This window comes from Eubacterium xylanophilum ATCC 35991 (genome assembly GCF_000518685.1).
Classification (GTDB): domain Bacteria; phylum Bacillota; class Clostridia; order Lachnospirales; family Lachnospiraceae; genus Eubacterium_F; species Eubacterium_F xylanophilum.
In genome coordinates this window covers 20,858-47,459 of sequence record NZ_JAEB01000025.1, presented here as the reverse complement: position 1 = coordinate 47,459, position 26,602 = coordinate 20,858, and the positions used below count along the sequence as shown (strand labels likewise).

Below are 26,602 nucleotides of genomic sequence, written 5' to 3'. Positions count from 1 at the left end.
TCGAATATACTTATATGAATTTTTCCTATTTTTACCTTATCTCTCGAACAACTTCAAATCAATAGCATCTGCCATTGCGCTATATCCATCATATGGATGAAGTCCGTCATCGTGAGTATACTCCTTACGAATGTTGATTGGATTTGCCGGATCAACAACTGCACTTGCAAAATCAATAATTCCATCTGCTCCGGCTTCATCTGAAGTCAACCATGTATTAATCATTACACGGAGTTCCTCAGCCTTCTCTGTATAGTAGTCTTTACTTGTTCCAAATGGAAGGATTGGTGCCACGTAAATCTTAACGTTATTCTCGTGACAAATCTGAATCATCTTCTTGTACTCAGCGATGAGTGAATTGTATTTATTAGTATCCTTAGCTCCTGTGATATCATTTACACCGAAGTGAAGAATACAATACTCTACACCATCATGCTCTACGAGATCACGAAGGAATCTATCTTTACCTGCATCTGTAGGATAAGAACCGAGAATTGAGTTAGCTCCGATACCCTCGTTGATTACTCCAACGTTCTTTGTAGCTTCATTGGCCTGAAGTCTCTTAGCGAAGTAATCTCCCCAACGAGTGTAGCTGTCTGGCTTCTTGCCAAGGTATCCGGCATCTGTTCCATAACCATCTGTGATAGAGTCACCGAAACATACAACTGCTCTGGCATCTGCGTCTAATTCCATAGATACCTCTGCCAAGAAATACCACGATGTTGAAGCCTCTTCATAGTTAAACTCTGCATCTGAAACTGCATTACCTGCCATCTGATATGTTGTGGCTCTTGCACCTCTGTGTCCTGTGATATTGGATGTAGGTGTCTTGCCAAAGTACATTGAGATAGCCATGTTCTCCAATGCATTGATCTGGAAGTCTACCGGATCAGTAGTGATAGTCTTACCAGCCGGAATGCTAAATGACTCGCTGCCATTAACAGTTACCTTAGTATCAGTTGATGCAACTGTCTCAGGAGATCTAGCATCCTCTCCCTGCTTAGCAATGTGCACTGACTTAACCTCAACATCACTCTTTCCATACTGGTTAGAGAACTTAAGTCTAACTTTCGCACCTGTTGTTGTAACACGTACAATCTGTCTTACAGTAGATCCCTCAAATGCAAGTCCCGGATTAGATGTTCCACCTTGGATATCTGTCTTCTCTTCAGCAGTTCCCCAAGTAGAAACCCACTTAAGCTTTGGAGCCTCTGTGGCAACCGGTGTAGGTACAGCTGTTGGAGCTGTTGTTGGTGCTACTGTTGCAACAGCTGAAGATGCTGGTGTTGCACTTGAAGTACTTGCATTTGCAGTTGCACTTGCAGTTGCTGCAGCAGAAGCAGGTGTAGCTGATACTCCTGGTACTGGAGTTTGTTCTGTTTTATTCTCTGATTTGCCCTTAACAACAACTTTGCACTTAAGGACTTTCTTTTTCTTTCCAACTTTTATAGTCGCTGTAACTTGAGTTTTTCCAGCCTTTACTCCCTTAACAAAGGCTTTCTTCTTAGTCTTTTTAACGAGCTTTGCAACTTTCTTACTCTTAACTGCCCACTTTACTTTAGCCTTCTTTGATACATTCTTAAGACTTACCTTAGCCTTCTTTCCTACATTTACAGTAACAGACTTCTTGGCAAACTTTGGCGCCTTTGCTGCAAAAGTATCTGCCGGTGATACTGCTGTAGCGAGTACTGAACATGCTACTACCATAGCTCCTACAGTTCTCTTTAATCTCATCATCATCTCTCCTTGTCAAAATTAGATAACATCATTTTCTGTCCGTCAATCCCTCTACAACTCCCCTTACGCTCATCATGTATTCACATTGTAACATCATTTCAAGCTGATTTCAAGCATTTTGTAGACTTTTTTTATTTTAAAGGCAAAACATTGCAAAATGAACGGACTTTTGTCCTCATTTTATTGTAAAATAAGCAGCTTCTTATCTGCAATATTATAATATTAAACAATCCCTAATATGCCTTGAATAGGCAATCTTCTCTGTACAAATAGCAAGTTCAGACCGAACATTTTCAGATAAACTTTGCATTTTGACTAGAAAAAAAAAGTCTAAAACGCAATATTTCTTATTTCATCGATAAGCTCCAGATCCGCTGGCAACCAATTCACTTCGCCCAATTCTCCCAACCCCAACCATTTAGCGGCCTCGGCTTCCTTCAACACAAGCTCACCCTCTACAACCTCAGCCAAGAAACAGTCCATAGATAGGTGGAAAGACGGATAGTCATACTCCACAGTTCGGATCAACTCTCCAACTTCAATCTTCGCAGTCAACTCCTCCCGGATTTCCCTCACCAACGCTTCTTCGGGTCTCTCACCCTCTTCAATTTTCCCTCCTGGAAACTCCCACCATCCCTGGTATTCTCCATATCCTCGCGCTGTTGCGAAAACTTTCTCTTCGCCATCCACCTGTGAATGTATCACCGCTGCCACTACGCGGACGTATTTAAGTACTTCTCCATCAGAAGAGAAAACCACCTTCTTGCCTTCACTTATGCCATCTCTCTCCAATTTGCTTTCGGTAACCTCTAAGTACTTCTCCTCTTCCCCTGATACAAGTTGCAAGAGGGCAGTCGGCTCTGTTCGACCTGTTTCTTCGCATCCAAAGTCTGCCTCTGTAATTTGGTTTACTGTGTAGATTTTCATAGTATTTACAATCTCCTTATATGCTAACAATATATTCATATATATCATCTCGGACCGGTTCATCTAGAATCCATTCAATCTCAACAGCGGTTTTATCTGTATTAGCCATTGTGAATTCTTCCGCCCGACCACTCGGACGCATTTTCCCGAGATAATAAAATTCCTTGGACACTTTATCGTCCTTATTTTTTCTGACAAAAAGTTCCACACTAATTCCCCGTTCTTTTGACTCAAGGAAATTCCTTACATCCTCGGACTGCATGCTCCGTCCGGACTTTGATATAGCTATCAATCTCCTATTGTTAACAAAATAGTCCTCATATTTTGTCGTGTCACTGATGTCATCAGCCTTTTCATAATTTATAAAAACAGGAAATGTCTTGGTCTTCTTGTCATATCTGTAGCCTCCAATATTTAAGGGCACCACATTATTCTCCCAGTTCAAAAGTCTACATACGTCCTCATAAGTGTACTTTTGATACAAAACCAAATCTGTATTCTTATAACTTTTATAATAATCTCTCTCATATCTGCTGATCCCAAAATCCACAAGTTCTTTTAACATCTCATAAAACTCATCATTGGATAGCATGTCTAGAATAGACTTTGTAGGCCTATAATCCCCTTCTGCTTTTTCTATAAATACACACTGTTTATATGTCTTCTTGCCAGAACCTGTCGGAAACTTGTTTGTTAAAATATTCGCAATATTTTCTCTCTGTATATCGCTTAGGGTCTTGTCACATTTTTTCAAATCCTCTTCAAGTCCACTAAATAATCCGATTTTAGAGCTCACACGACGATATGATAACAATCTTTTAAACAACAAAAGTTCTTGTATCCTTTTCCCGTCTGCCAGTTTTCGTGAGACAAATTCTATAATCTTATCTTCAGCATCTGATAAACGCACCTTATAATCTTTTTCATACTTTACAAGAAATTTGTAATACGAGCCAAGCCGTACATTATCAAATATTCGAAGCACATCCATCTCACCATACCTATCAAAATCCGCCAATGCAGGGATTCGTCCCAGCTTATTCTTCAAATTCATATAATTATCTTTGATTAACTTTATATCACTGAAATTCGCATTATCCACAGAGGCAAAAATCCTCTTCTTGCTAATTTCATCAAAATGAATCGTGGACGCCCCAGGAATTACTCGTCCTCCCTCTGTAACAAATCGCCTTATATTATCTTTGTTATATGTCTTATCCCCTGATAAAGCAATCGGAATCATAAAATTATTGTTATAATTCCCGATAAAATCTAAGATAACAACATAATCTTTTCCTTGCGCCTTTCGCAACCCCCTTCCCAGCTGTTGTACAAATACAATTGGCGATTGCGTCGGTCTAAGCATAATGACCTGATTAACTTCTACAATATCAACACCTTCATTCAGGATTTCAACAGACAGGATATAATCAAGAGGTTTTACTTCTCCTCCATCAAGTTCTTCTGTTGCCAGCCGCTCAAAAGCTTCTGCTCTCTCCGCTTCTGATGCACTTCCATTCAAAGCTAGAGTCCTATAGTACTCTCCTGTCTCTGGATTGATTGTATGATTCAATTTTTCTGAAAGAACCTCAGACTCCCTTATTGAGCTACAAAAAATCAGCCCCTTTACCCTTTCGCCACTAAAACCATAGTAAGATGCCTGCTCTACAATATGTCTCACGCGCTCATCACTTGTCAAAACATTAAAATCACGGTCCGTCTCATCTCCCACGACAGATAAATCCGTTATGCCAAAATAATGAAAAGGACATAAAAGGTTTTCTTCCATAGCCTGTTGCAAACGAATCTCGCATGCTATCTGATGATTGAATATTTCATATACATTCCGCCCCTCAATATTGTCATCTCTTTTATCCGGAGTTGCCGTCATTCCTAACCATAGCTTCGGATTAAAATGACGCATGATTTTCTGGTACGTTGCAGCCGGGACGTGATGGGCTTCATCTAGACAAATGGCATCAAAGTAATCTGATTTGTATTGCAACAAGTGTTCATCTCGATTCAACGTCTGAACAGTAGCAAACACATAATCCCTATCATACTCCTCAAACCCTGCTCCCACAATTCCCATGGTCTTTTTTTCATCAAATACTCTTCTAAAAGACGCCAAAGCCTGCTTTGCCAACTGCCCTCTGTGCACCAAAAACAAAACGCGCTTAAATCCCAACTCTCTCATGGCAAACGCCGACGCATAGGTCTTTCCGGTTCCGGTAGCCGAGATTAACAGCGCCCGTTCTTCCCCTCGCTCCACCAATTCCCTCAGCTTGCAAATAAACTCCGCCTGCATGGAATTGGGCTTCAATCTATACTTTTCAAGAGATGTAATCTTTCCACTTTGCGCAATCCGCCTCTGCCTCTCAGCCACATCGCGCTGCTCCTTGGAAATCTTGTACTTCTCCCTGTAATCCTCTATAAACTCATCATAATCCAACGCATACTCGCTATTCCACAGCTCACTAAATTCCTGTAAAATATTCCGCGCAACTTCGCCTTCCTCAGTTGAAACAATCTTCATATTCCACTCATGATTCTCCATCATGGCGCTCTGCGTCATATTGGCACTTCCAACAATTATTCGATAAGATTCATCTTTACCAAAAATATAACCCTTGGTATGAAATCCCCTTTTCGAAGCCTCAACATCATACATTTTTACAGTTATATTTTGCAGATTATTTAACTTTTCAAGCGCCTTAGGCTGACTAAAATTCAGATAATTTGTCGTCAATACCTCCCCCGGAATTCCACGCTTCTCCAATTCTTTCAGTACCATAAGAAATGGCTCCAAACCGCTATCCGTGATAAAAGCCACACTAATCCGAAAATAATCGCATGCCAAAAGCTCGGCCTCAATAGCCGAGAAAACCTTCTTTCCTTGCCTGTAATCATTGAATACAAACTGATGTCTATAAGACGGGTCAGACACTGCTGTTCCATCAATATATGCAGTCTCCATCCCCATTCTCAATCTATCTAGATTCTCCATAAACCTCTCCTCGCACATCATAATATACTATAATTATACTTTTATGGCGGACTATTTTCAAGATCTGTCTAGAATTAGTTATCAACCTTACGAATATAGCTCACACATCAAATTCTTTACCGACTTTGGAATATATTTCTTTTCTGTTTCATAAGTAAAATACAAAGTATGACCATCTTTACTGTTCAAATTGCCATCTTTGTCACTTTTAAACCATTTATTTTTCTTATCCACCATAATGCCTAACTTTTCATCTTCACTAGAAAACCCTAAGCTTATTGGATTATAACCTAATTTCCTTACCCTTTGAGGTATTATTAACTTTTCTTTTTGACACCGAATTCGAATGCAATTATTCCCAATATTTTCTAAATTTTCAGGCAGCTTGTCAAATACAACACCGTAAAGTGCGTAATCATCCATTCTTTTGATATTGTCGCCCATATAAAGGCTAACATTTCCTGCACTTCCCACACTTTGCATGAACGCGCACTCCCTGATTCGCGTAATCGACTTTGGCAATCTTACACTATGTCCATATCTATCGATTAAAGCGGCATCCCAAAAGGCATAAGGTTCAACCTCTTTTCTCCCCTCTTCCAATGTAATATCAATTGGTCCACTTTTGTAAAATGCCTTCGGCTCAATATGCACATAACTTGGAATAGAAATAGAAATCTTTTGAACCTTTGAGCCATCTGGATTTTTGTTATATTCGTTATATGCAGTTGGTTCCTTGCTCTTTTTTAATTCAAAAGCACTCTTTTCTATAGAAACAATATCCTTTGGCAAATCTATTTTTTTACCATTATAATTGCCGGTATATTTTACAAGTCTGCACCCTTGCATAACAAAGTTATTTTTCTGATATGCTTTCAATGCCTCTTCTTTGTTTTTGTGATATATACCCATAAAGTTAACCTTATCCTTTTTAAAAGACAAAACAATTTCATAGTCATTATATCTATAACATCTTTCTCCCTCGTTACTCTTAAATGGCTTTCCAAAAAAAGCATCACATTGTGCACTTGAAGAATCCCACTTAACCTTGCCTATTCGGTATCTTTTTAATTCTTTTCTGTTCCCCAATAGACTTTTAGGAGTTACTTCAATAAACTTTACCTGATTATTCCCGCATTCCTTTCCCATTTTTATATAATATGAATTTAGTTTATATACGCTTGCTTGAAAGGAATAAAAATCATCTAAATGTGCTAATAAATCACAGGAGAACTGTTTATTATTTTTTGCATCTCTACTAACTGTGTATGCATAGGATTGATTTATTTTACTTGTATCTGGAATTTCAAAAGAACTGGATTCCTCACTAGTCACTTTAAACTTTTTATTTGTATTTTCTTCTAGTTTATTCTTCGCAGACTCATTTGGATTACAACCAGAAAGAACTATACATAACAAAAGCATAACTATTTTCACTTTCATAGACTACCTCCAAAATTTCAACATAAAGACTTAATCTTTATTTTCTTACTTAATCCACTCTTTCGAAGCATTTTGGTATATTTCTTTTTCTTGGATTTTGGTACCTTTATCACCTGAACTTTTGACGGAAGCAAAATTTTCTTTAAACTAGTCCCTATAAATGCTGACATTGTTACCGTCCTTACATTTTTAGGAAGCTTAATTTTCTTAATTTACACCATTATAAAGCCTTTATTATCGAAACTCTACATCCTTATCTGCAAGTATCTTAGCCTCTTCTCCTTCAGGTGCGTCCTCATTTCCCAAGTCAATACCCTCTTTATACACATACTTTACGCCCTTTGGTATCACTAAACTCCCTGTATTAACTCGATATGCAAAGTATAATGTCTTGCCATCCTTTGAATAAAGCCAACCATTTTCGTCACTCTTATAATACGGATTATCTTTTGTAACATTGTATCCATGAATATCGTTATAACAATCTAACCACTCTATCGCATTAATCGCTATATATTTTACCGATGCTGGAATTACAACTTTCCCACCATAACATTGAAAACTACATTCCTGCAAAGTTTCCAAATTTGAAGGCAATATGTTTTCAACATTTTCCATCGCACCAAATGCATTTTTCCCAATATATCGAACTGAATCTGGTATTTTATCAGTCTTTATCCCTTCAAATGCCTCATCTTCAATTCTCTCAATCCCTTCTTCCATTTTCACATGAATAACTCCGCTGTACCCAATATCATTATAAAATGCTCTTTCTTCAATTACTTTTACTGATTTAGGAATTATAACTTCAACCTCAGAATCTGAATATGGTCCCCACATAAAACTACGTTTCTCAATTTTTTCTCTTCCTTCTTCAAACTCAATTTTCATAGGTCCGCATTTTTCAAATGAACATTCCTCTAACTTTACATTCTGACCAATTGTCAGATGTAATGTCTTTTTTTCTTTTTTCTTCTCTTTTTTACTTATTGCAAAAGCATGTTTCCCTATTTTCTTCACCTCCTTAGGCAAGACAACCTCTGCCTCGTTTTTATAATTGCCAAGATATTTAATAAGTATCCCATCTTCGATTTTAAACATATCTTTGCCTTCTATTTTTTTTAAGGTATTCCCCTCTTTTTTATGGTCTGTTTGATCTGAAAAGTGGTTACTATTAGCGTTACTAGCATTTTGCTCCTTACTTCCGCATGAACACATCAACAAAACTGATAGTAGTAATAATAAAAATATTATTATTTTATTTTTCATACTAAATCCTCATTTCCTAATTATTTATTTCATACAATTGGTTATACTAACATATCAACCTTCCCACCAATACTCTAGAATTCCCGAAGACAAGCAAGCTTGCACAACGAGAAGCTATTCATAGCCACTTCGTGGCTATTTCATCGCGGCAGTCGCCGCTTAAAGATAAGCATAAAAATCCCGAGGTGAGAATAAATTCTCCCCCGGGATATTTTATACTTATCTAATCTTCTCGTTGCTTTCGCGCAAATTACTCGATGATAGAAGCTACACGTCCTGATCCTACTGTACGTCCACCCTCACGGATAGCGAATGTAAGACCCTGACTCATAGCGATTGGGTGGATGAGCTCGATTGTCATCTCTACGTTATCACCAGGCATGCACATCTCTGTTCCTTCTGGAAGCTCGATAACACCAGTTACGTCAGTTGTACGGAAGTAGAACTGTGGACGATAGTTGTTGAAGAATGGAGTATGACGTCCACCCTCGTCCTTAGTCAATACGTATACCTGAGCAGTAAACTTTGTGTGGCATGTCAATGTACCTGGCTGAGCAAGTACCTGTCCACGCTCGATCTCTGTCTTCTGGATACCACGGAGAAGTACTCCAGCGTTGTCTCCAGCCTGAGCCTCATCAAGCTCTTTGTGGAACATCTCGATACCAGTTACAACAGACTTCATTGTCTCCTCTTTGATACCTACGATTTCAACCTCATCATTAAGGTGAAGTGTACCAGCCTCTACACGTCCTGTAGCAACTGTACCACGACCTGTGATTGAGAATACGTCCTCTACAGGCATTACGAATGGCTTATCTGTATCACGCTCTGGATCTGGGATATACTCATCAACAGTATCCATAAGCTCCATGATTGCATCTCCCCACTTGCCGTTAGGATCTTCCAAAGCACCAAGAGCTGATCCCTTGATAATTGGGCAATCTGAGAATCCATACTCTTCAAGAATCTCATTAATCTCCATCTCTACGAGCTCAAGAAGCTCTTCGTCATCAACCATGTCACACTTGTTCATGAATACGATGATGTAAGGTACACCTACCTGACGAGAAAGAAGAATGTGCTCTTTTGTCTGAGCCATTACACCGTCAGTAGCAGCTACAACAAGGATAGCTCCGTCCATCTGAGCAGCACCAGTGATCATGTTCTTAACGTAGTCAGCATGTCCTGGACAGTCAACGTGTGCGTAGTGTCTCTTTGCTGTCTCGTACTCAATGTTAGTTGTTGAAATTGTGATACCTCTTTCACGCTCTTCTGGAGCCTTGTCGATATTTGCAAAGTCTACAGCCTCGTTACCAGCTACTCTTGCAGCAAGTGTAGCTGTGATAGCAGCTGTAAGTGTTGTTTTACCATGGTCTACGTGACCGATAGTTCCTATGTTACAATGTGGTTTGGTTCTCTCGAATTTTTCCTTAGCCATTTCTAAACGTCCTCCTAACATTTTTTATAATTTTTAGAAATTTTGCTTCAATCTTAATTACTGAACTTTCATGTACCCCACGAAAGCCCATTTGTCGTGGTCTCCCGTAGGAGAATCTCACGAATTAACGACATGACTTTATTATATGAGATTTTTTCAAAAAAATCAATCCCAAATACTAAAAGTCACTACATTTTACTCATTTAGTAGTAAAATGTTCTGATATTTTCAATTCTTTGCAGAATGAATTACCAAATTAGTTTCCGTTCTTTGCAGAAAGAACTTTGTCCTGAACATTCTTAGGACACTTGTCATATCTCTCGAAGAACATAGAGTAGTTTCCACGTCCCTGAGTAGATGAACGAAGCTCTGTAGAATAACCGAACATCTCAGCAAGTGGTACGTAAGCACGTACAATCTTACCGCCTCCGATATCATCCATTCCTTCGATCTGTCCACGCTTAGCGTTCAAGCTTCCGATAACGTCACCCATGTACTCTTCTGGCATTGTTACCTCAACCTTCATGATAGGCTCAAGAAGTACTGGATCACCCTGCTTCATAGCATCCTTGAATGCCATAGAACCAGCAATGTGGAATGCCATCTCACTTGAGTCTACTTCATGGTATGAACCATCCCATACGTTAGCATGTACACCAAGTACAGGATATCCACCAAGGATACCAGCAGCTGCTGCTTCCTCGATACCTTCACCAACAGCTGGGATGTATTCCTTAGGAATAGCTCCACCAACTACTGTTGACTCAAACTTGAATGTCTCCTCACCATTAGGATCCATTGGTGTGAATTTAACTTTACAGTGACCATACTGACCACGTCCACCTGACTGCTTAGCATACTTGCTATCGATATCAACAGCCTTAGTAAATGTCTCTTTGTAAGCAACCTGAGGTGCACCTACGTTAGCATCTACGTTGAACTCACGAAGCAAACGATCTACGATTACTTCCAAGTGGAGCTCGCCCATTCCGGCGATGATTGTCTGTCCAGTCTCTGTATCTGTATGAGCACGGAATGTAGGATCCTCTTCTGCAAGTTTTGCAAGAGCCTCTCCCATCTTACCCTGGTCATTCTTTGTCTTAGGCTCGATAGCGAGCTCGATAACTGGCTCAGGGAATTCCATTGACTCAAGGATAACAGGATGCTGCTCGTCGCAGATTGTATCACCTGTTGTAGTAAGCTTAAATCCTACTGCAGCAGCGATATCTCCTGAATATACCTTATCTATCTCATTACGCTTGTTAGCATGCATCTGTACGATACGTCCAACACGCTCTTTCTTGCCCTTTGTAGCATTAAGCACATATGAACCTGAGTTCAATGTTCCGGAATAAACACGGAAGAATGCCAACTTACCTACAAATGGGTCAGCCATAATCTTAAATGCAAGTGCTGAGAATGGCTCATCATCTGAAGACTTACGAGTTACTTCATTTCCATCCTCATCAACACCTGTGATATCAGGAATGTCAGTTGGTGCTGGCATGTACTCTATTACACCATCAAGCAACTTCTGAACACCCTTATTCTTGTAAGCAGATCCGCAGTATACAGGAACAGCCTCACATGCGATTGTTCCTTTACGAAGTACTGCCTTAAGATCGTCAACGCTTGGCTCCTCACCTTCAAGATACTGCATCATCAAGTCGTCATCCAACTCACAGATCTTCTCAATGAGGTTTTCATGCCACTCGTCAGCCAAATCCTTCAAGTCAGCAGGGATCTCTGTAATCTCGATATCCTCGCCCTTGTCATCTTTATAATAGTATGCCTCCATCTCAAACAAATCAACAAGTCCGATGAAGTCATCTTCCTTACCGATTGGAATCTGAACAGGAATAGCATTTTTGCCCAAACGGTCAATAATTGTCTGAACAGACATGAAGAAGTCTGCTCCCATCTTATCCATCTTATTGATGAATGCCATTCTTGGTACATTGTATGTATCAGCCTGACGCCAAACATTCTCAGACTGAGGCTCAACACCAGCCTTAGCATCAAACACACCTACAGCTCCGTCAAGTACACGGAGTGAACGCTCAACCTCAACAGTGAAGTCTACGTGTCCTGGAGTGTCGATAATATTGATGCGGTGCTCCTGAGCTCCAGCTTTTGCCTTATGATGATCTTCCAATGTCCAGTGACATGTTGTAGCAGCAGAAGTGATAGTAATACCTCTTTCCTGCTCCTGCTCCATCCAGTCCATTGTAGAAGCTCCATCATGAGTCTCACCAATTTTATAGTTAACACCAGTATAGTATAAGATACGCTCTGTAAGCGTTGTCTTACCAGCATCGATATGAGCCATAATACCAATATTTCTGGTACGCTCAAGTGGGTACTCTCTTCCAGCCAAAACTGTATCCTCCTTAAATAAAAATAATATAATCTGTCCAAATGACTATGCAATCAAGGTTGCAAGCTCTGAAAAATATTCCGCGAGCCAGCCTCCTTCGCATCTTACCAACGATAGTGTGCGAAAGCCTTGTTTGCCTCTGCCATCTTGTGCATATCTTCTTTCTTCTTTACAGATGCACCTGTATTGTTAGCCGCATCCATAATCTCGTTAGCAAGTCTCTCTTTCATTGTCTTCTCAGCTCTAGCGCGAGAATAAAGAGTCAACCAACGAAGTGCCAAAGCCTGTCTACGATCAGGTCTTACCTCCATAGGTACCTGGTATGTTGATCCACCGATACGTCTTGCCTTAACCTCAAGTTCTGGCATAACGTTGTTCATAGCTTCTTCAAATACCTCAAGTGCATCCTTTCCTGTCTTCTCAGCAACTTCCTCAAATGCACCGTACACTATCTTCTGGGCTGTACCTTTCTTACCATCCAACATGATGTTGTTGATAAGCTTTGTAACGACTTTGTTCTTATATACTGGATCTGCCAGTACATCTCTCTTAGCAATATGTCCTTTACGTGGCACGTTACTTCCCTCCTTAATAAAATTATTAATTCACAGGTACTCACATACTTGTGTGTCCGCACCAGCTTAAATCTTGCATATATCTCTTAAGCAAAAATTAATCCGGCACTTTCTTAAATTAGTTCAGCAATCAATTACTTGCTTGCCTTTGGTCTCTTCGCACCATACTTGGAGCGAGCCTGCTTTCTATCAGCAACACCAGCAGTATCAAGTGTTCCACGGATGATATGATAACGTGTACCTGGAAGGTCTTTTACTCTTCCTCCACGAATCATAACAACGCTATGCTCCTGAAGGTTATGTCCCTCACCTGGAATATAACTTGTTACCTCGATACCATTAGAAAGACGAACTCTGGCAATCTTACGAAGTGCTGAGTTAGGCTTCTTAGGTGTAGCAGTACGAACAACAGTACAAACTCCTCTCTTCTGTGGAGAAGGATTCTCGTTAGACTTCTTCTTCAATGAGTTGTAGGTGTACTGAAGGGCTGGAGAATTAGACTTCTTGGCAACCGATTTTCTACCCTGCTTTACTAATTGGTTAAAAGTTGGCATTAATTTTCACCTCTTTCTTTTTAAAATTTTTTAACGCGGAAAAATATTCCGACGTCGATTTTGCATACATTTACGCATGCTATATAAGAATATCACGATTTTTCAATTTTGTCAAATTTTTTTCGGAATATTTTACATTTTTCTACGCAAAAATTGTCTTACAAGCAAAGCTTGTAAGACCAGCAATATGCGTTTCCAAAAAAAGCCATCGCCGACAATTCATCTCGCCAGCAACGGCTTTTCCATACTTCATACTTAATTTGTAAAAATCTGCACCCAATAGAACCCATAACCTCCATTGGACTCATAACACGCAATTCCGACTTTTCTGAAAGACTTGTGCAGAATATTTTTCTTGTGACCTGGAGAGGCCATAAATCCATCCATAACACGTTTTGGCGTCGGTTGACCGGCGGCAATATTCTCTGCGGCTATCCTATAGGTCACCTTGTTTTCTTTCAACATGGTGAAGCAACTTCTTCCATTTGGACGAGTGTGGGAGAATACATTGGTCAGCTCTTTGGCACGTTTCATGGCCAGCTCGCAGAGTTTGGAATCAAGTTTCAGAGTCTTGGCTCCAACTTTGCTTCGCTCATCGTTGACAATGTTCAGTACCGCTTTTGCCGCGCTCATGGACTTGGCACTGGTGGCACCACCGCTTGCGAGAACCTTTACCTTGCACGTATATGCTCTTCCCTTATATATGGCAATAACTTTGGCATTCCCAGCTTTCTTAGCTGTAACTACGCCCTTTTTACTAACCTTTACTCGGTTATTGCTACTCACCCATGTCACTTTTTTCTTGCCAGCAAGCTTCAATTTATAAGTTTTGCCGACTTTGAGAGTTAGTTTGGATCTGCTGAGCTTGAGTTTCTTAGCTCCGACTTTTGGCGAAAATGCGATCATATTCACAAGAAGTGCAGCGATCATAATGACACATAAAAAAATCCTTTTTTTCATATTTCTTCACACTCCTTTGCAAGTTTATAGTAATAATATTATACCACAGAATCGGGGGGATTGACAAGACAAGTCGAGAGGAACATTTTTATGTCTAAACTATGGAGATTTTATTAATATTTTTTGTTATTAAGCTTATTTATATTTCGAGCTATTGCTAGCAAAGTACTTTCTGCAAGAACATTGGCAGCACCTTTTGTCAGATATCTTCTAAATTGCATATCCTGCTAATGTCTTACGACCACAGGGAGTAAGATCAGCGCTATGCGATTCCGATAAATTGTCTTACGACCGCAGGGAGTAAGACCAGCAGAATGCGATTCCCGTCACATACGGATGATTTCTTGAAAATCGTTTTTCGCGGGGATGGGGGTCAGTACGGCAATATCTCGAGAAACCAAGAATCTTGCCGTACTTTCAGGTCATGCACTAACGCTTGTCACGACCTCTTTTAAGATATTACGGAAATTTATTCAAAATTCTAGAATTTTGCCGTACTCTCAGGTCAAGCACTGAAGCTTGTCACGAGCTCTTTTAAGATATTACGGAAAAATTCTCAAAATTCTCAAATCTTGCCGTACTCTCCCCCAAATACGTCAAACACAAACCTCTCAATCCACGACGAGTACGGAAAAAAACACGAAATCAGGAAATCTAGCCGTACTTCCCCCCAAAAACTCTGAACGCAAAATTCTCAATTGCCGGTAAGTACGGAAAAACTCGCATAATCAAGATATCTAGCCGTACTTTTACCCCAAAATGCTGAACGCAAACCCATCACCTCCAAACAAGTACGGAAAAATCAACTTCCAAGAATCATGCTTCCCTGGCTTAAGAATTTTTCCTGCTAATGTCTTACGACCACAGGGAGTAAGACCAGCGCTATGCGATTCCGAAAAAAAACAGGAAGAGGCCAACCAGAGAGAGACTTCAATGCGCATGCATTGCGTCTCGAGTCGGTTGGACTCTTCCTGTTTTTAGACTGTCTTAGTGCGACAGCCCCCCGTAGGGTATTACATTATTTTATAACTTTCAAATAAGAAGTGTTGGACTCTACGCCCTTTTCTGTTACTCTGACAACAACGAAATACTTGTAAGTTACGCCGTTCTGCTTGATGATAGCAGTTACGTCTGTACGACCATTTTTATGTGGTACAACCTTACCCTTCTTTGTTACTGTCGCAAACTTCTTCTTCGTCGAAATAAACGTCTTCTTAGCAGTCTTGTTGACATGCTTAAATCTAATTCTATAAACCTTGCCCTTTGGAAGCAACTTATAAAGTGCCACACTTGTGTGCTTATACTTTGACTTATACTTGTAAAGGCTGTAGTTCTTCTTGCAGCTCTTTCTTACAACAAGGTTAACAATGTACTGCATTTTCCACTTGCCCTTAACCATGTTGATTACGAGCTTGCATTTACCATTCTTCTTCTTAGACTTAACAAGACCACTCTTGCTGATTGTGGCAATCTTCTTGTTTGAAGATGCACATCTAACCTTAGCACCCTTCTTGTTAAGAAGCTTGATCTTGAACTTCATCTTATGTCCCATGATCTTCTTCATAACGATTGTAGGGATATTGAGCTCAACTTTCTTGAAGTTGGCTTTATCAGCTTTGGCCTGCTCCTCTGGTGAAGGAGTTGATGTGGCGTCCACTGCTGGGGTTGCAGACTCATCTGCAGACGGTGTTGCAGTTGCAAGCTGATCCACGTCACTGCTTGTAGCATTATTAGCACCAGGTGTTGCAAGTACATCCACAACCGGATCACCTGTAGGTGCTGCTGTAGGAGCTACCGTTGGTGCAGCTGTTGGAGCTGCTGTCTCATTCTTCTTTGTCGCAAGAGCAGTTGGCTTACTCTCTGTCTTAGGAGCTGCCTCACCGCGTTTAACTGCGATATATGATGTCTCAGGATCAAGTCCCTCGAATGTTACAGTACCTGAAGGCATTCCACCCTTAATCTCAGGCTTAACCCAAGGCACAACAACTTTTCCATCCGGAGTGCGAAGCTCATACTCGAATCCATAGTCACCCTGAATTGTAATGCTTGTTGGCTCTGAGTAATATTCAATTGGTGGAAGAGCATGAACGATTACATCGTCTGTTGCTGTTCCCGTATATCCATTAGTACCATTTACCTGACATCTAATTGTCTTGGCTTCAACAGCATCTGTTGGAACATATGTTATTCCTGTGGCACCAGGGATGTTTGTCCACTGACCTGTTGCATCGTTGTACGCCTGCCACTGATACTCTACATTATCTCCATTTATATCCATAGGATTTCCGTCGCCATCATTGACAACCTTTACTGTTACCGGAGATCCAATATAAACATCATCAAGGTCTAATCTAATTCTAACAACCTCAGGAGCTTTTGTTGGCTCCGCTGTTGGCGCTACCGTTGGTGCAACTGTAGGCTCTGCTGTTGGGGCAACTGTTGGCGCTGCTGTAGGAGCTGCTGTAGGTGCAACTGTAGGCGCAGCTGTTGGCGCTACTGTTGGAGCTACTGTTGGCTCCGGCGCCTTGTCTGTCTTAACAGTTCCAGGCTTACTCTCTGTCTCTGGCTTATTAGGTACGCGCTTAACTACCTGATACTCTGTATCCGGTGTAAGGCCGTCGAATGTCAATGCTTCTGCTGTTGCTGGTGTCCATGGCTTAACCACATTTCCATCTTCATCGAGCAACTGATACTCAAATCCAGGCTCAGCATCAATTGTAACCGCTACCGGTGTTGCTTCTTCCTGCACAGGAGTAACACACTTAACAACAGCGTCATCTGTTGCTGTTCCTGTGTAATTGTTGATTCCTGTTACCACGCAACGAACTGTCTTGCCTTCCAAGTTGTCTGTCGCTACAAGCTTAACACCTGTCTGACCAGGAAGGTCTACCCATGCTTTGTATTCATCAATGTAAACTTTCCACTGGAACTCTACATTGGTATCATTTATTACTACATTATCTCCGTTGTTATCCTTTACAACAATCGCTGTAAATGTATCGCCCACATATGCGCTCTCTTTGTCAAGCTGAAGCTCTACAACTTCCTTCTTAGGAGCTGGTGTAGGCGCTGCAGTTGGCTTAGCTGTTGGTGCAGCTGTTGGCGCTGCAGTTGGCTTAACTGTTGGTGCAGCTGTTGGCGCTGCAGTTGGCGCTACTGTTGGTGCAGCTGTTGGCGCTACTGTTGGTGCTACCGTTGGCACTGGTGCTTTATCTGTCTTAGCAGTTCCAGGCTTACTCTCTGTAGCCGGTTTATTAGGCACGCGCTTAACAGTCTTGTACTCAGTATCAGGTGTAAGACCATCAAATGTCAATGCCTCTGCTGTTGCAGGTGTCCATGGCTTAACTACTTTGCCATCTTTGTCAAGCAACTCATATTCAAATCCTGGCTCAGCATCGATTGTAACTGTTGTTGGTGTTCCACTCTTCTGAACCGGAGTCACACATCTTACAACCGCATCATCTGTTGCTGTTCCTGTGTAATCGTTAATTCCTGTCACTACACAACGAACTGTCTTTCCCTCAAGTTTGTCTGTAGTTGTGAGATTATTTACATTTACTCCAAGGTCTTCCCACTTCTTTGTATTGTCATTGTATACCTGCCAAGCAAATTTTACATTCTTCGCTGTCTGAGGTACAACATCACCATTGTCATCATTTACAACTACTGCTGTAAGCTTGTCACCTACATATACATTGTCGCTGTCAAGCTGAAGTTCAACTACTTTCTTAGCTTTAGCTGTCTTGACAACACTTGGTTTGCTCTCTGTCTCCGGAACATTTACCTTGCGCTTAACTGCCTTGTATTCTGTATCCGGTGTGAGTCCATCAAACACAAGCTCCATTCCGGTTGCAGGTGTCCATGGCTTAACTACTTTGCCGTCCTTGTCAATCAACTCATACTCAAATCCAGGCTCAGCATCAATTGTGATTGTAGTAGGTGTTGCATCCTTCTGTGTTGGCTGCAAGCATCTAACGATTGCATCATCTGTTGCTGTTCCCGTGTAGTTGTTGATTCCTGTTACCACACAGCGAACATTTTTCGCCTCAAATAATGATGAAGGAGTAAAATATTCCGCTGTCTCACCTTCTATATTGATCCAAGTCTTGAAATCTTCTACAAATACCTGCCACTGGAATTTTACATTCTCAGGAGTTTTGGCAACAACATCACCGTTATTGTCCTTAACAACAACTGCTGTAAGCTTGTCGCCTACGTATACATTATCGCTATCAAGTTGAAGCTCTACGATTTCCTTGGCAGCAGCTGTGCTAACCTTTCCAGGTTTACTCTCTGTCTTTGGCTCGTCCACTACACGTTTAACTGCTGTATACTCTGTGTCAGGTGTAAGTCCGTCAAACTCCAACGCCTCTGATGTCGCTGGTGTCCATGGCTTAACTACCTTGCCGTCCTTATCGAGCAATTCATATTCATAACCAGGCTCAGACTTGATTGTAATTGTTGTAGGTGTTGCATCCTTCTGTACCGGTGTCAAACATCTTACAACTGCTTCATCTGTTGCTGTTCCTGTATATGCATTGATTCCTTTTACTACAATGCGAACTGTCTTTCCTTCATAAGCATCCTTTGTTACAAGGCTTGCTGTTGTTGCTCCTGCAATATTATTCCACTTCTTTGCAGCCTTGTCATATACCTGCCACTGAAGTGTCATGTTCTTATCATTAATAACAACGTTCTTTGCATCTGCATCTGTAACTGAAACCGCTGTAAGAGTCTCACCTACATATACGTTGTCGCTGTTAAGATCAACTTTAACAATTTTCTTTGGTGCAGCCGTTGGAGCTACCGTTGGCTTTACAGTTGGAGCCACAGTTGGTGCAACTGTTGGCTTTACAGTTGGCTTCGCAGTTGGTGCAACTGTTGGCTTTACGGTTGGCTTTGCTGTTGGTGCAACTGTTGGCTTTACAGTTGGCTTTGCTGTCGGACTATTTATCTTTCTATCAGTTCCAACCGGATAGTATGGATAGAAGTGTCCCTCAGCACCTGATGTGATATCAGCTGCAATTACGCCACCCTCAAATCTACCGCCGGATACATCAACTGATGCCTTTGGAGCAACAAGATGACCCGCCTGATACTCAGTTTTGATTTCGTCCTTTGCATCCGGGAAGTTTGTGATGAGTTTCAATCCTGCGTTGCAGAACTGGCCTCCGGCATAACACTCATCCAACTTATTCATAAATACATTTTCAAGCGAACAATAATTCATCACAAAATTAACGTTATATGTATATGCAGAATTTGTGGAATTATTGTATGACATAAATACTGAATTGTCATCAATTCCTGTAAATGAGATTGAGTACTCATTACCTGAGAAATCTTTTACGTCTTTCACTCCGACAATATTGATTATATTTACTTTAGTTTTGCTTAGTAGATTTGCCGGAATCTTTACATTCTTAGATTCCGAAAAATCCACATTGATATATTGATTTCCACACCAATCATATCCAGAGATATATGCAGCCTGTGTACTAGCCGCGCCAGCCAAAGCACTTGACTGTGAAGCGATAGCAGTGAATGCCGCATCCATATCGATATACTGATTCTTCTGGAATGTAATTCTATCTGTGAGATATGAAGGATATGATCCCTCTTCTGCAGAATCAAAATAAATTTTATTACTAATGCTATCTTTTGGAACACCTTCATACTTTGTAGCGTTTATATCCACAATTTTCTTGATGTTTCCCATGTACATTGGCATCGTCATTGCCTCACCACCAGTGGACATTGATACATCTCCACCTGCAGCGATACTACCAACAGTATGACTGTTAGCTGTTAAATTTGATTTTGCCACGTACTGATAATCTGATAGGAAATTTTCGATAGAATAATCATAAGGATATTTTTCCCCGCTTTTCTCTGCTGCGTTTGCATCTGATGTTACAAAGCTGTTTGTTCCTACAACCGATGCAAGCATAGCAACCATGAGAATGATTGACTGTGCCTTCTTTCCAATGTTACTAAACATTTTCTTCTCTTCCTTTCTCGGTAAGTAAATTATTTGGAAATATTCCACTTCCATACACTTTCTTCAGTTTTGATAACACTGCCCCTCAAAACAGTTTGAATTATACATAAGATATTCAGACAAGTCAATAGAAAATAAACAATTTCCCATATGTTTTTGCTTATATCGACATAACCAATTAGTTATAACCCCCGAAAATACGCGCTTCCGAGAGTTGGTTTTTGAGACAATTATAAAAAAAGTATAAATTTTCCGAAAACGTTATCGTGACAATTGTATTAATTTACGTTAATACTTCTGTAACACATTTCACAGTCCCACATATTATATATAGGAAGAAACTCTTTGCAACCTGTCGACATGTTAGAAATCATCGTCCATATCATCATCAAGAAAGTCATCCAGTTCTTCCTCCAGCGTCTTTTCCTTGTCGCGATAAAGTCTATCAAATTCGTCCAATCTCTCAAATTCCGCAAAGACCTCTTCTCTTTCATCTAACTCCCCATCCCTATTCATATCATACATTTCATCAAATCTATCCACAATGCAAAACCTCCTTGAAAATATTCCGCCAATACGATATACTTTATTCATAAACATTTTACCACAAAGGAGGACGCTATGGCTAGTATAGGTCCAATTATAATCGCGATATGCGTATTGGCCTCAATCGGTTCAATCATATATGCATACTTAAGGATATCAAAGAGAACAAAGCAATCAAGCAAGGCTGTTTTCGGAACAGATAATTTTTACCAAATATCTGATTCTATGCGCAAAGAGCTGTCGGGCAAACCAAAGCAAGTATTGGCCAGAACTGCAGAATTACTCCCAAAAATAACGGATAACTATGGGGATTTTGGATGCGACGAAGCTAGAGGTAATGCTTCAACAATCATTTCAGTATTTCTTCACGCTTGGAGCGAGGGCATCAAGGAAATTAACGATGCCACAATGTTCAGAATCAACGAACAGCTTAAGGACAATCTGGCGACGGATAAGAATGATAAAGTAAAGCGTCTTTTCAAAGATATCAAGGTTCATCAAACTGAGATTATAGGTTACACAGACAACTCAAATGAATCTGTGATTAAGTTTCAATCCTCAATTGAGTATATAACATACTTACTCAACTCGGAAGGGGCCCATATATCAGGTTCAGATACCTATAAGTATCAGACCAAATATGATATAGAGATGGTTCATGATAAGACAGACAAAGATTTACCGTTCTGGTATTACAGAAATATCAAAGAGCACAACCTTGGGTAATAGGTTGTGCTCTTTCAATATAATTAGTAAACTATATAGTCATACGATTCATATGCATTGAACCTTGGATCTCCATTTTTAATATCTTCAACAAATAAACTTCTATCAACAATCATCTTATTAGAGCGATTTGCTTGAAGCTTCTCTGTCAGCTTATCATCAGCATTCTGCTTGGCTTTCATTTCATCAACATCCGAGAAAGCTTTAAGAGCTGAGTACTTTTTGTCAACCAACAAAGTCGGAACAATATAATCATGGCCTTCAACGCTTCTCTTCTCGCATTCGCCACCCAAGAAGAACACATTGGCACTATTTCCAACAAAGTGACCACCGGTTTCTCTGAGATTACTATAGGTTTTTACGCCATCAATCATGACGTCATAGTCTGCTTTGTTGCAATCAAGATAGGCCCCACAGGAAAAATCTTCGGTTTTCTCCAAATCTACTGGTCTCGGATAATAAGAAAAATATCCCGGTAGAAAAACTGACTTGGAATTGGTCCAGCACCTGTAGCTCTTTCCATGGTATTTTATGGTTATCTCATCTATATTCTTTCCAGAGGAATTGTGTATTTTTATCACATTTCCTTCCTTAGTATAATCAAGTTTTTCTCCTGCACTTCCGGTCAAACTCGATATTTCATAGCCTCCAAACAGGCCAAAAACATATTCGTCCGGTACACCACGATTCTCTATTCTCATATTCACAGAAGCGGTAAGCTCATTGTCAATGTGAAATTTCATATTATAAGCTGTCACCCTATAATCTGTTGGTTCAACATTAAATCCCTTATTTGTCCTCGCTTCATCTTGGTCTAACTTTGCATCCTCCTCATCACTGCAATAGCATTCTGCCAATGTAGCACTGAGCGGTCTATACATACTTCCTATATTAATTGCCTTCAACGCAAAAAGAATCATAATACATGCAATCGAAAGCGCAAACACCATTAGTTTTTTTATATTTGCGAAATATTTTACTATAATAATTGTCAATGCACAGAGCGCTATGACAAATAGCATACCATATACTCTTGTAGATTCAACTTGCATGCCGTAAAGCAGGCTATAACCCTCAACATTCTGTGGTGTCATAAGCGAAAATAGTTCCATAAATGGCAAGAATCCCATTTTCTGTCTCGCCTCAAAAACACTTATTCTGCTGGCGTTACTTGCCAGATATATCATCACCAAGCACAAACCATAGGACGCGAATACATTGGGGATTTGTGATAAAGCAAATCCTACAAAAATCAAGGTAAGTCCAACCAAAACTATCTCAACAAGAACTTTCATAAGCAAGTATCCGTACATGGAATTCGTTGCACCGAGCGCTTTCATAGCCAAGCCCTCTGTCACTCCAATCGATATTGCCAAAATAATCAAGTTGATGAATAGCACTATAAACTTCGCTAGATTAATTTTATATGCACTTTTACCTAAAACTTCATCGAGATTTGATCTTTTTCCTTTTCTAAAAAATAATACTGACTTTATTAGGCTAAATAGTATTATTATTAAATTAGAATAATAAGTATATATTAGAACAAAGTATGGCTGATTACTACCACCCTCTCCATTATAAATCGAGTAAACATTTATTATCAAAACAAGCATCACAGCTGCATATTCCACTAGAGCCGAGATAAATGTATCCTTTCCCTTTAAGTATAATTTCGCAGTTTTACTTAATATTGTCATGACTTCCTCCAAATATTTTAATAATATTCTCTCTTATCTTGGGAGAGCTTTACTCCAATAGCAGACAAAATTATTCCAATTGCAGTTGCAATTGCTGCCAATTTATAATCATATGCGGTTCTAGGAGATACAGAAATAATCTTAAATTGTCCCATTGTATCAAGAACATTAGTCAAAAAACTATATGCAACAGAAATCATTAACGCGGGACCAATCCCCTGAAGTGCAAAAGATAGCATAATAGCCACGCCATCAATAAACACTCCCTCAGCCAAGAGATTAACAAGTGTTCCATAGTCCAGCTCAGTCATATGACTATATACAACAAAAAGCAGGGATACAACTACACTATAGATAACCGCAGCCAAAACATGGTTGATTATAATATCCTTCTTTTTATTGACAAGATATATTAGTTCGTTGCCGCTCTGATCAAAAAAGTCCCCAAAAACGCAAGCACTCCACCATCCGGCTAGTACCATTATCCAAGTATGAAGCTGAGTTCTCACTTTTTCCGCTATTTCCTCCGGCTGTAATCCTGAGTTATTTATCACATGGATGAACACAGGCAAAATCACTAACAGAAATATAAGAGGTAAAATAACTTTAATCTTATTCTTTTTTACCCTCATCCAAAAAAGCTCTATCGTTGTCGACATATATATAACCTCTCAAAATGATTTCTTTTATTAGTTAAAATTTGCTCAAAAGAGCGAGATATCCCTGCTCCAGGGTTGCATCCACAAGCCCAACCTTACCAATCACATCTTCAACAGTTGAGTTTATCAATACATGTCCATCCTTGACAATAACAACCTTGTCACAAATATGCTCAACATCATCAACAATGTGAGTTGATATAATAATGCACTTTCCATCTTCTCGCAACCTCTTAATTACTTCTTTGAATCTTGCTCTCTCCTCCGGATCAAGTCCAGTTGTGGGCTCATCAAAAATCAAAACATCAGGATTTCCCAAGATTGCTTGTGCAATACCAGCTCTTCTCTTCATTCCACCTGACAAATGGGATACTCTATCATTCATTCTGTCCGCAAGATTCACATAAGTCAATGCCTTTTCTATCTCCTCTGCTCTCTTATCTTTGGGAATCTTCTTAGATGCAGCAAAGTACTCCATCATGTCCTTTAGAGATAATTCATTAAACATTCCAAAGTTCTGTGGTAGATATCCAATCTGAATATCATCGCCTACTTTAATACTCCCCTCATCTGTTTTATATAAACCAAGTATGCATCTAATAAGTGTTGTCTTTCCGGCCCCATTTGGTCCCAAAAGCCCATAACAGCCCCTTTCAAAATCAACACTCAAATCATTTAATACATTTCTTCGCTTGAAACTTTTACTAATATTATATATGTTTATCATTTTTCCAACCTTTCCATTACATCTTTAATTATTTCCAAATCAGTCATCTCTTCATTGTCATTCATAGATTTTACCATTTCAGGAAGCACCTTTGATATTCCATGTTTCGAGATTAGATTTTTAATCTCCTCTTTCTGATCATAGAACTCGGCATAAGGTATTTCCTCAAATATCCCATCTAATTCCTCGTTTGTCAATTCTCTTTTTCCATTCTTTACATATGCAAATGCTGCATTTTGTACGAAATACGGAAGATCAACCACATGCTGATTCTTCAAATCCTTGTCAACAAACGAAGGAACGAATGAAGATGTATTTATCAAAACATAATCATCAAAGAAATAATCTTGATTGATTACGCTCATACCTAAACTGTTAGGTAGCTGAATCACAAATTTATCCTTAGACGGATACTCGTGAATATACTCCTTGGACAGACCGAGAAGTTTTATCACTTCGTTGTTGCACGCGTTAGTCTCAGGCGGCAGAAGATTTTCCAATTTATACTTATAATCCTCTGTAGCACCATTAAGCGGATATCCGAGGCTTTTTCGCCCATCTACATTTCTTATTTCATAAATCCCTCCCAATAATATAATATTAGAAGAATCACCCTCAAAGCAATTGTCTTTTCCCGGAACATTTGACACAACATCAAGCCCGGATACATTCACCTTGAAGTGAGATTTATATGAATCAATGCAATTATATTGTCCAGAATTATCTAAAATGGTCTTTTTCCCAACTTTGGGATAATAAGGGAAAAATCCCGGCAAAAAACATGCCGTAGAATTGGAATAAAAAATATTATCATAGCCATCATAAATAATCGTCACTTTGCTCAGTTTTTTATTAGGCGACTTTATACTTAAATAATATCCATTTCTCTCGTAATCAAGAGTCTTTCCACTCTCATCTTTAACATCCAAAACCTTATACCCATCCCACAGGGTAAAATCATACGTTTCTCCTACTTTATCTGTGTCAATTAAGTCCATTGCAACTGTCGCTTTTAACCTCTTCCCGATACTGAAATCCATATCGTAGTTGGAAACCTTAAATTGTGCAGGTTCATCTGCCTCTTCATGTGCAAATCTAAATTGCATTCCTAAATCTTTTACTCTAAGTGTGGAACCTTGATCAACGATATTATAAATACAAATAATGCTACACAGTGAACATATACCTATAACTAATAATTTTATAATCTTATTTAGTATTTTTTTGCAATAGATAAATGAAGCAACGCAAATCAGCAACACTGGTGCAGCGAATCTAACCGGTTCATGCGTAGTTCCATACAGTGGATCCGGAAACGCCATATAATTAGGATCTATAAGTGGCATCCATTTTCTAAACAATGAGATATCCAATCCGTATTCCGCATAGAATCCACGGGCAAAATCATCAAATACCGGTGTAAATAATATCACAATCAGAAAAATTATTCCATAACCAATATATAGGTTTCGTACCTTTGAAATCATGTATCCTATAGATATTGCTCCTATAGACATCAAAAAAACATCTATAGCCACAAAATACAGTATCTGCTCACGCATATCTGCCGGGAATCCTAAAACCATATATGCAATGGAAAATAAAATAACATTAATTAATGCATAAACTACACAAGAGCTTAACAGCACTAGCATTCTATATTTATACGTATAGGTTGGTGTTTTATAGAAAACTTCTGAAATATTAGATTTTTCTCCCCTTCTCATATATTCATATGAAATCAGCATAAATACTATCATCGCAATCACACATGTCAACGAGAAATCGGCTATAAAGAGCAACGGTGTTCCAATGTTTGTATTGTCATGCAAATATGCATTGATGCATTTTACTCCCATATATATAAATGTTCCTATCATAAGTATATATGGAATTATGACGCTTTTAATCTTTAAAAATATCTTCAAATTTATTTTGTACAGTTCCATTTTTTCC

Annotated in this window: 17 protein-coding genes; 1 reads left to right on the top strand and 16 read right to left on the bottom strand. The window is 39.5% G+C overall.

Features of this window, described 5'->3' with window-relative positions:
• Positions 1-36: 36 nt before the first annotated feature.
• The 12 genes from L877_RS0105775 to L877_RS0105705 form a co-directional block, all read right to left on the bottom strand.
• Positions 37-1,740 (bottom strand): GDSL-type esterase/lipase family protein, encoded by a 1,704-nt coding sequence (locus tag L877_RS0105775; RefSeq protein WP_084554795.1) that lies wholly within the window; start codon positions 1,738-1,740, stop codon positions 37-39.
• 327 nt (positions 1,741-2,067) lie between these two features.
• Complete coding sequence (locus L877_RS0105770; RefSeq protein ID WP_341349136.1) at positions 2,068-2,703, bottom strand: (deoxy)nucleoside triphosphate pyrophosphohydrolase; 636 nt, start codon at positions 2,701-2,703, stop codon at positions 2,068-2,070.
• Entirely contained in the window at positions 2,681-5,671 is a 2,991-nt protein-coding gene (locus L877_RS0105765; RefSeq protein ID WP_026835272.1) for a DEAD/DEAH box helicase, read from the bottom strand. The genes L877_RS0105770 and L877_RS0105765 overlap by 23 nt, the downstream gene beginning before the upstream one ends.
• Positions 5,672-5,758: 87 nt before the next feature.
• A complete protein-coding gene (locus tag L877_RS0105760; RefSeq protein WP_026835271.1) occupies positions 5,759-7,114 on the bottom strand; it encodes a leucine-rich repeat protein in 1,356 nt (451 codons plus the stop codon).
• Positions 7,115-7,348: 234 nt separating this feature from the next.
• Entirely contained in the window at positions 7,349-8,383 is a 1,035-nt protein-coding gene (locus L877_RS0105750; protein ID WP_026835270.1) for a leucine-rich repeat domain-containing protein, read from the bottom strand.
• Between the two features lie 250 nt (positions 8,384-8,633).
• Positions 8,634-9,821, bottom strand: coding sequence for an elongation factor Tu (gene tuf, locus L877_RS0105745; protein ID WP_026835269.1), 1,188 nt, complete (start codon positions 9,819-9,821; stop codon positions 8,634-8,636).
• 256 nt (positions 9,822-10,077) lie between these two features.
• Positions 10,078-12,198, bottom strand: coding sequence for an elongation factor G (gene fusA, locus L877_RS0105735; protein WP_026835268.1), 2,121 nt, complete (start codon positions 12,196-12,198; stop codon positions 10,078-10,080).
• 104 nt (positions 12,199-12,302) lie between these two features.
• Complete coding sequence (gene rpsG, locus L877_RS0105730; protein WP_026835267.1) at positions 12,303-12,773, bottom strand: 30S ribosomal protein S7; 471 nt, start codon at positions 12,771-12,773, stop codon at positions 12,303-12,305.
• A gap of 134 nt (positions 12,774-12,907) precedes the next feature.
• Positions 12,908-13,327, bottom strand: a complete 420-nt coding sequence (gene rpsL / locus L877_RS0105725; protein ID WP_026835266.1) for a 30S ribosomal protein S12 — start codon at positions 13,325-13,327, stop codon at positions 12,908-12,910.
• Positions 13,328-13,582: 255 nt separating this feature from the next.
• On the bottom strand, positions 13,583-14,287 hold the full coding sequence (locus tag L877_RS13450) for a CAP domain-containing protein (RefSeq protein WP_051437707.1): 705 nt from the start codon (positions 14,285-14,287) through the stop codon (positions 13,583-13,585).
• 1,018 nt (positions 14,288-15,305) lie between these two features.
• On the bottom strand, positions 15,306-20,288 hold the full coding sequence (locus L877_RS14095) for a collagen-binding domain-containing protein (protein ID WP_026835265.1): 4,983 nt from the start codon (positions 20,286-20,288) through the stop codon (positions 15,306-15,308).
• Between the two features lie 363 nt (positions 20,289-20,651).
• A complete protein-coding gene (locus L877_RS0105705) occupies positions 20,652-20,831 on the bottom strand; it encodes a hypothetical protein (protein ID WP_026835264.1) in 180 nt (59 codons plus the stop codon).
• A gap of 78 nt (positions 20,832-20,909) precedes the next feature.
• Between L877_RS0105705 and L877_RS0105700 the strand changes: the two genes are divergently transcribed.
• Positions 20,910-21,560: a hypothetical protein gene (locus L877_RS0105700; RefSeq protein ID WP_026835263.1), complete on the top strand. Its 651-nt coding sequence runs from the start codon at positions 20,910-20,912 to the stop codon at positions 21,558-21,560.
• 23 nt (positions 21,561-21,583) lie between these two features.
• Here L877_RS0105700 and L877_RS0105695 read toward each other — a convergent pair whose 3' ends face one another.
• From L877_RS0105695 to L877_RS0105680, 4 genes are read right to left on the bottom strand one after another with little or no spacing between them, the layout of a single operon-like run.
• On the bottom strand, positions 21,584-23,260 hold the full coding sequence (locus L877_RS0105695; RefSeq protein WP_026835262.1) for an ABC transporter permease: 1,677 nt from the start codon (positions 23,258-23,260) through the stop codon (positions 21,584-21,586).
• A gap of 17 nt (positions 23,261-23,277) precedes the next feature.
• The gene (locus L877_RS0105690; protein ID WP_026835261.1) at positions 23,278-23,919 is read right to left on the bottom strand and encodes a hypothetical protein; all 642 of its coding nucleotides are present in this window, start codon (positions 23,917-23,919) and stop codon (positions 23,278-23,280) included.
• Between the two features lie 34 nt (positions 23,920-23,953).
• Positions 23,954-24,646 (bottom strand): ABC transporter ATP-binding protein, encoded by a 693-nt coding sequence (locus L877_RS12355; RefSeq protein WP_051437706.1) that lies wholly within the window; start codon positions 24,644-24,646, stop codon positions 23,954-23,956.
• A complete protein-coding gene (locus tag L877_RS0105680) occupies positions 24,643-26,574 on the bottom strand; it encodes an ABC-2 transporter permease (RefSeq protein ID WP_207637235.1) in 1,932 nt (643 codons plus the stop codon). The genes L877_RS12355 and L877_RS0105680 overlap by 4 nt, the downstream gene beginning before the upstream one ends.
• Between the last annotated feature and the right edge of the window lie 28 nt (positions 26,575-26,602).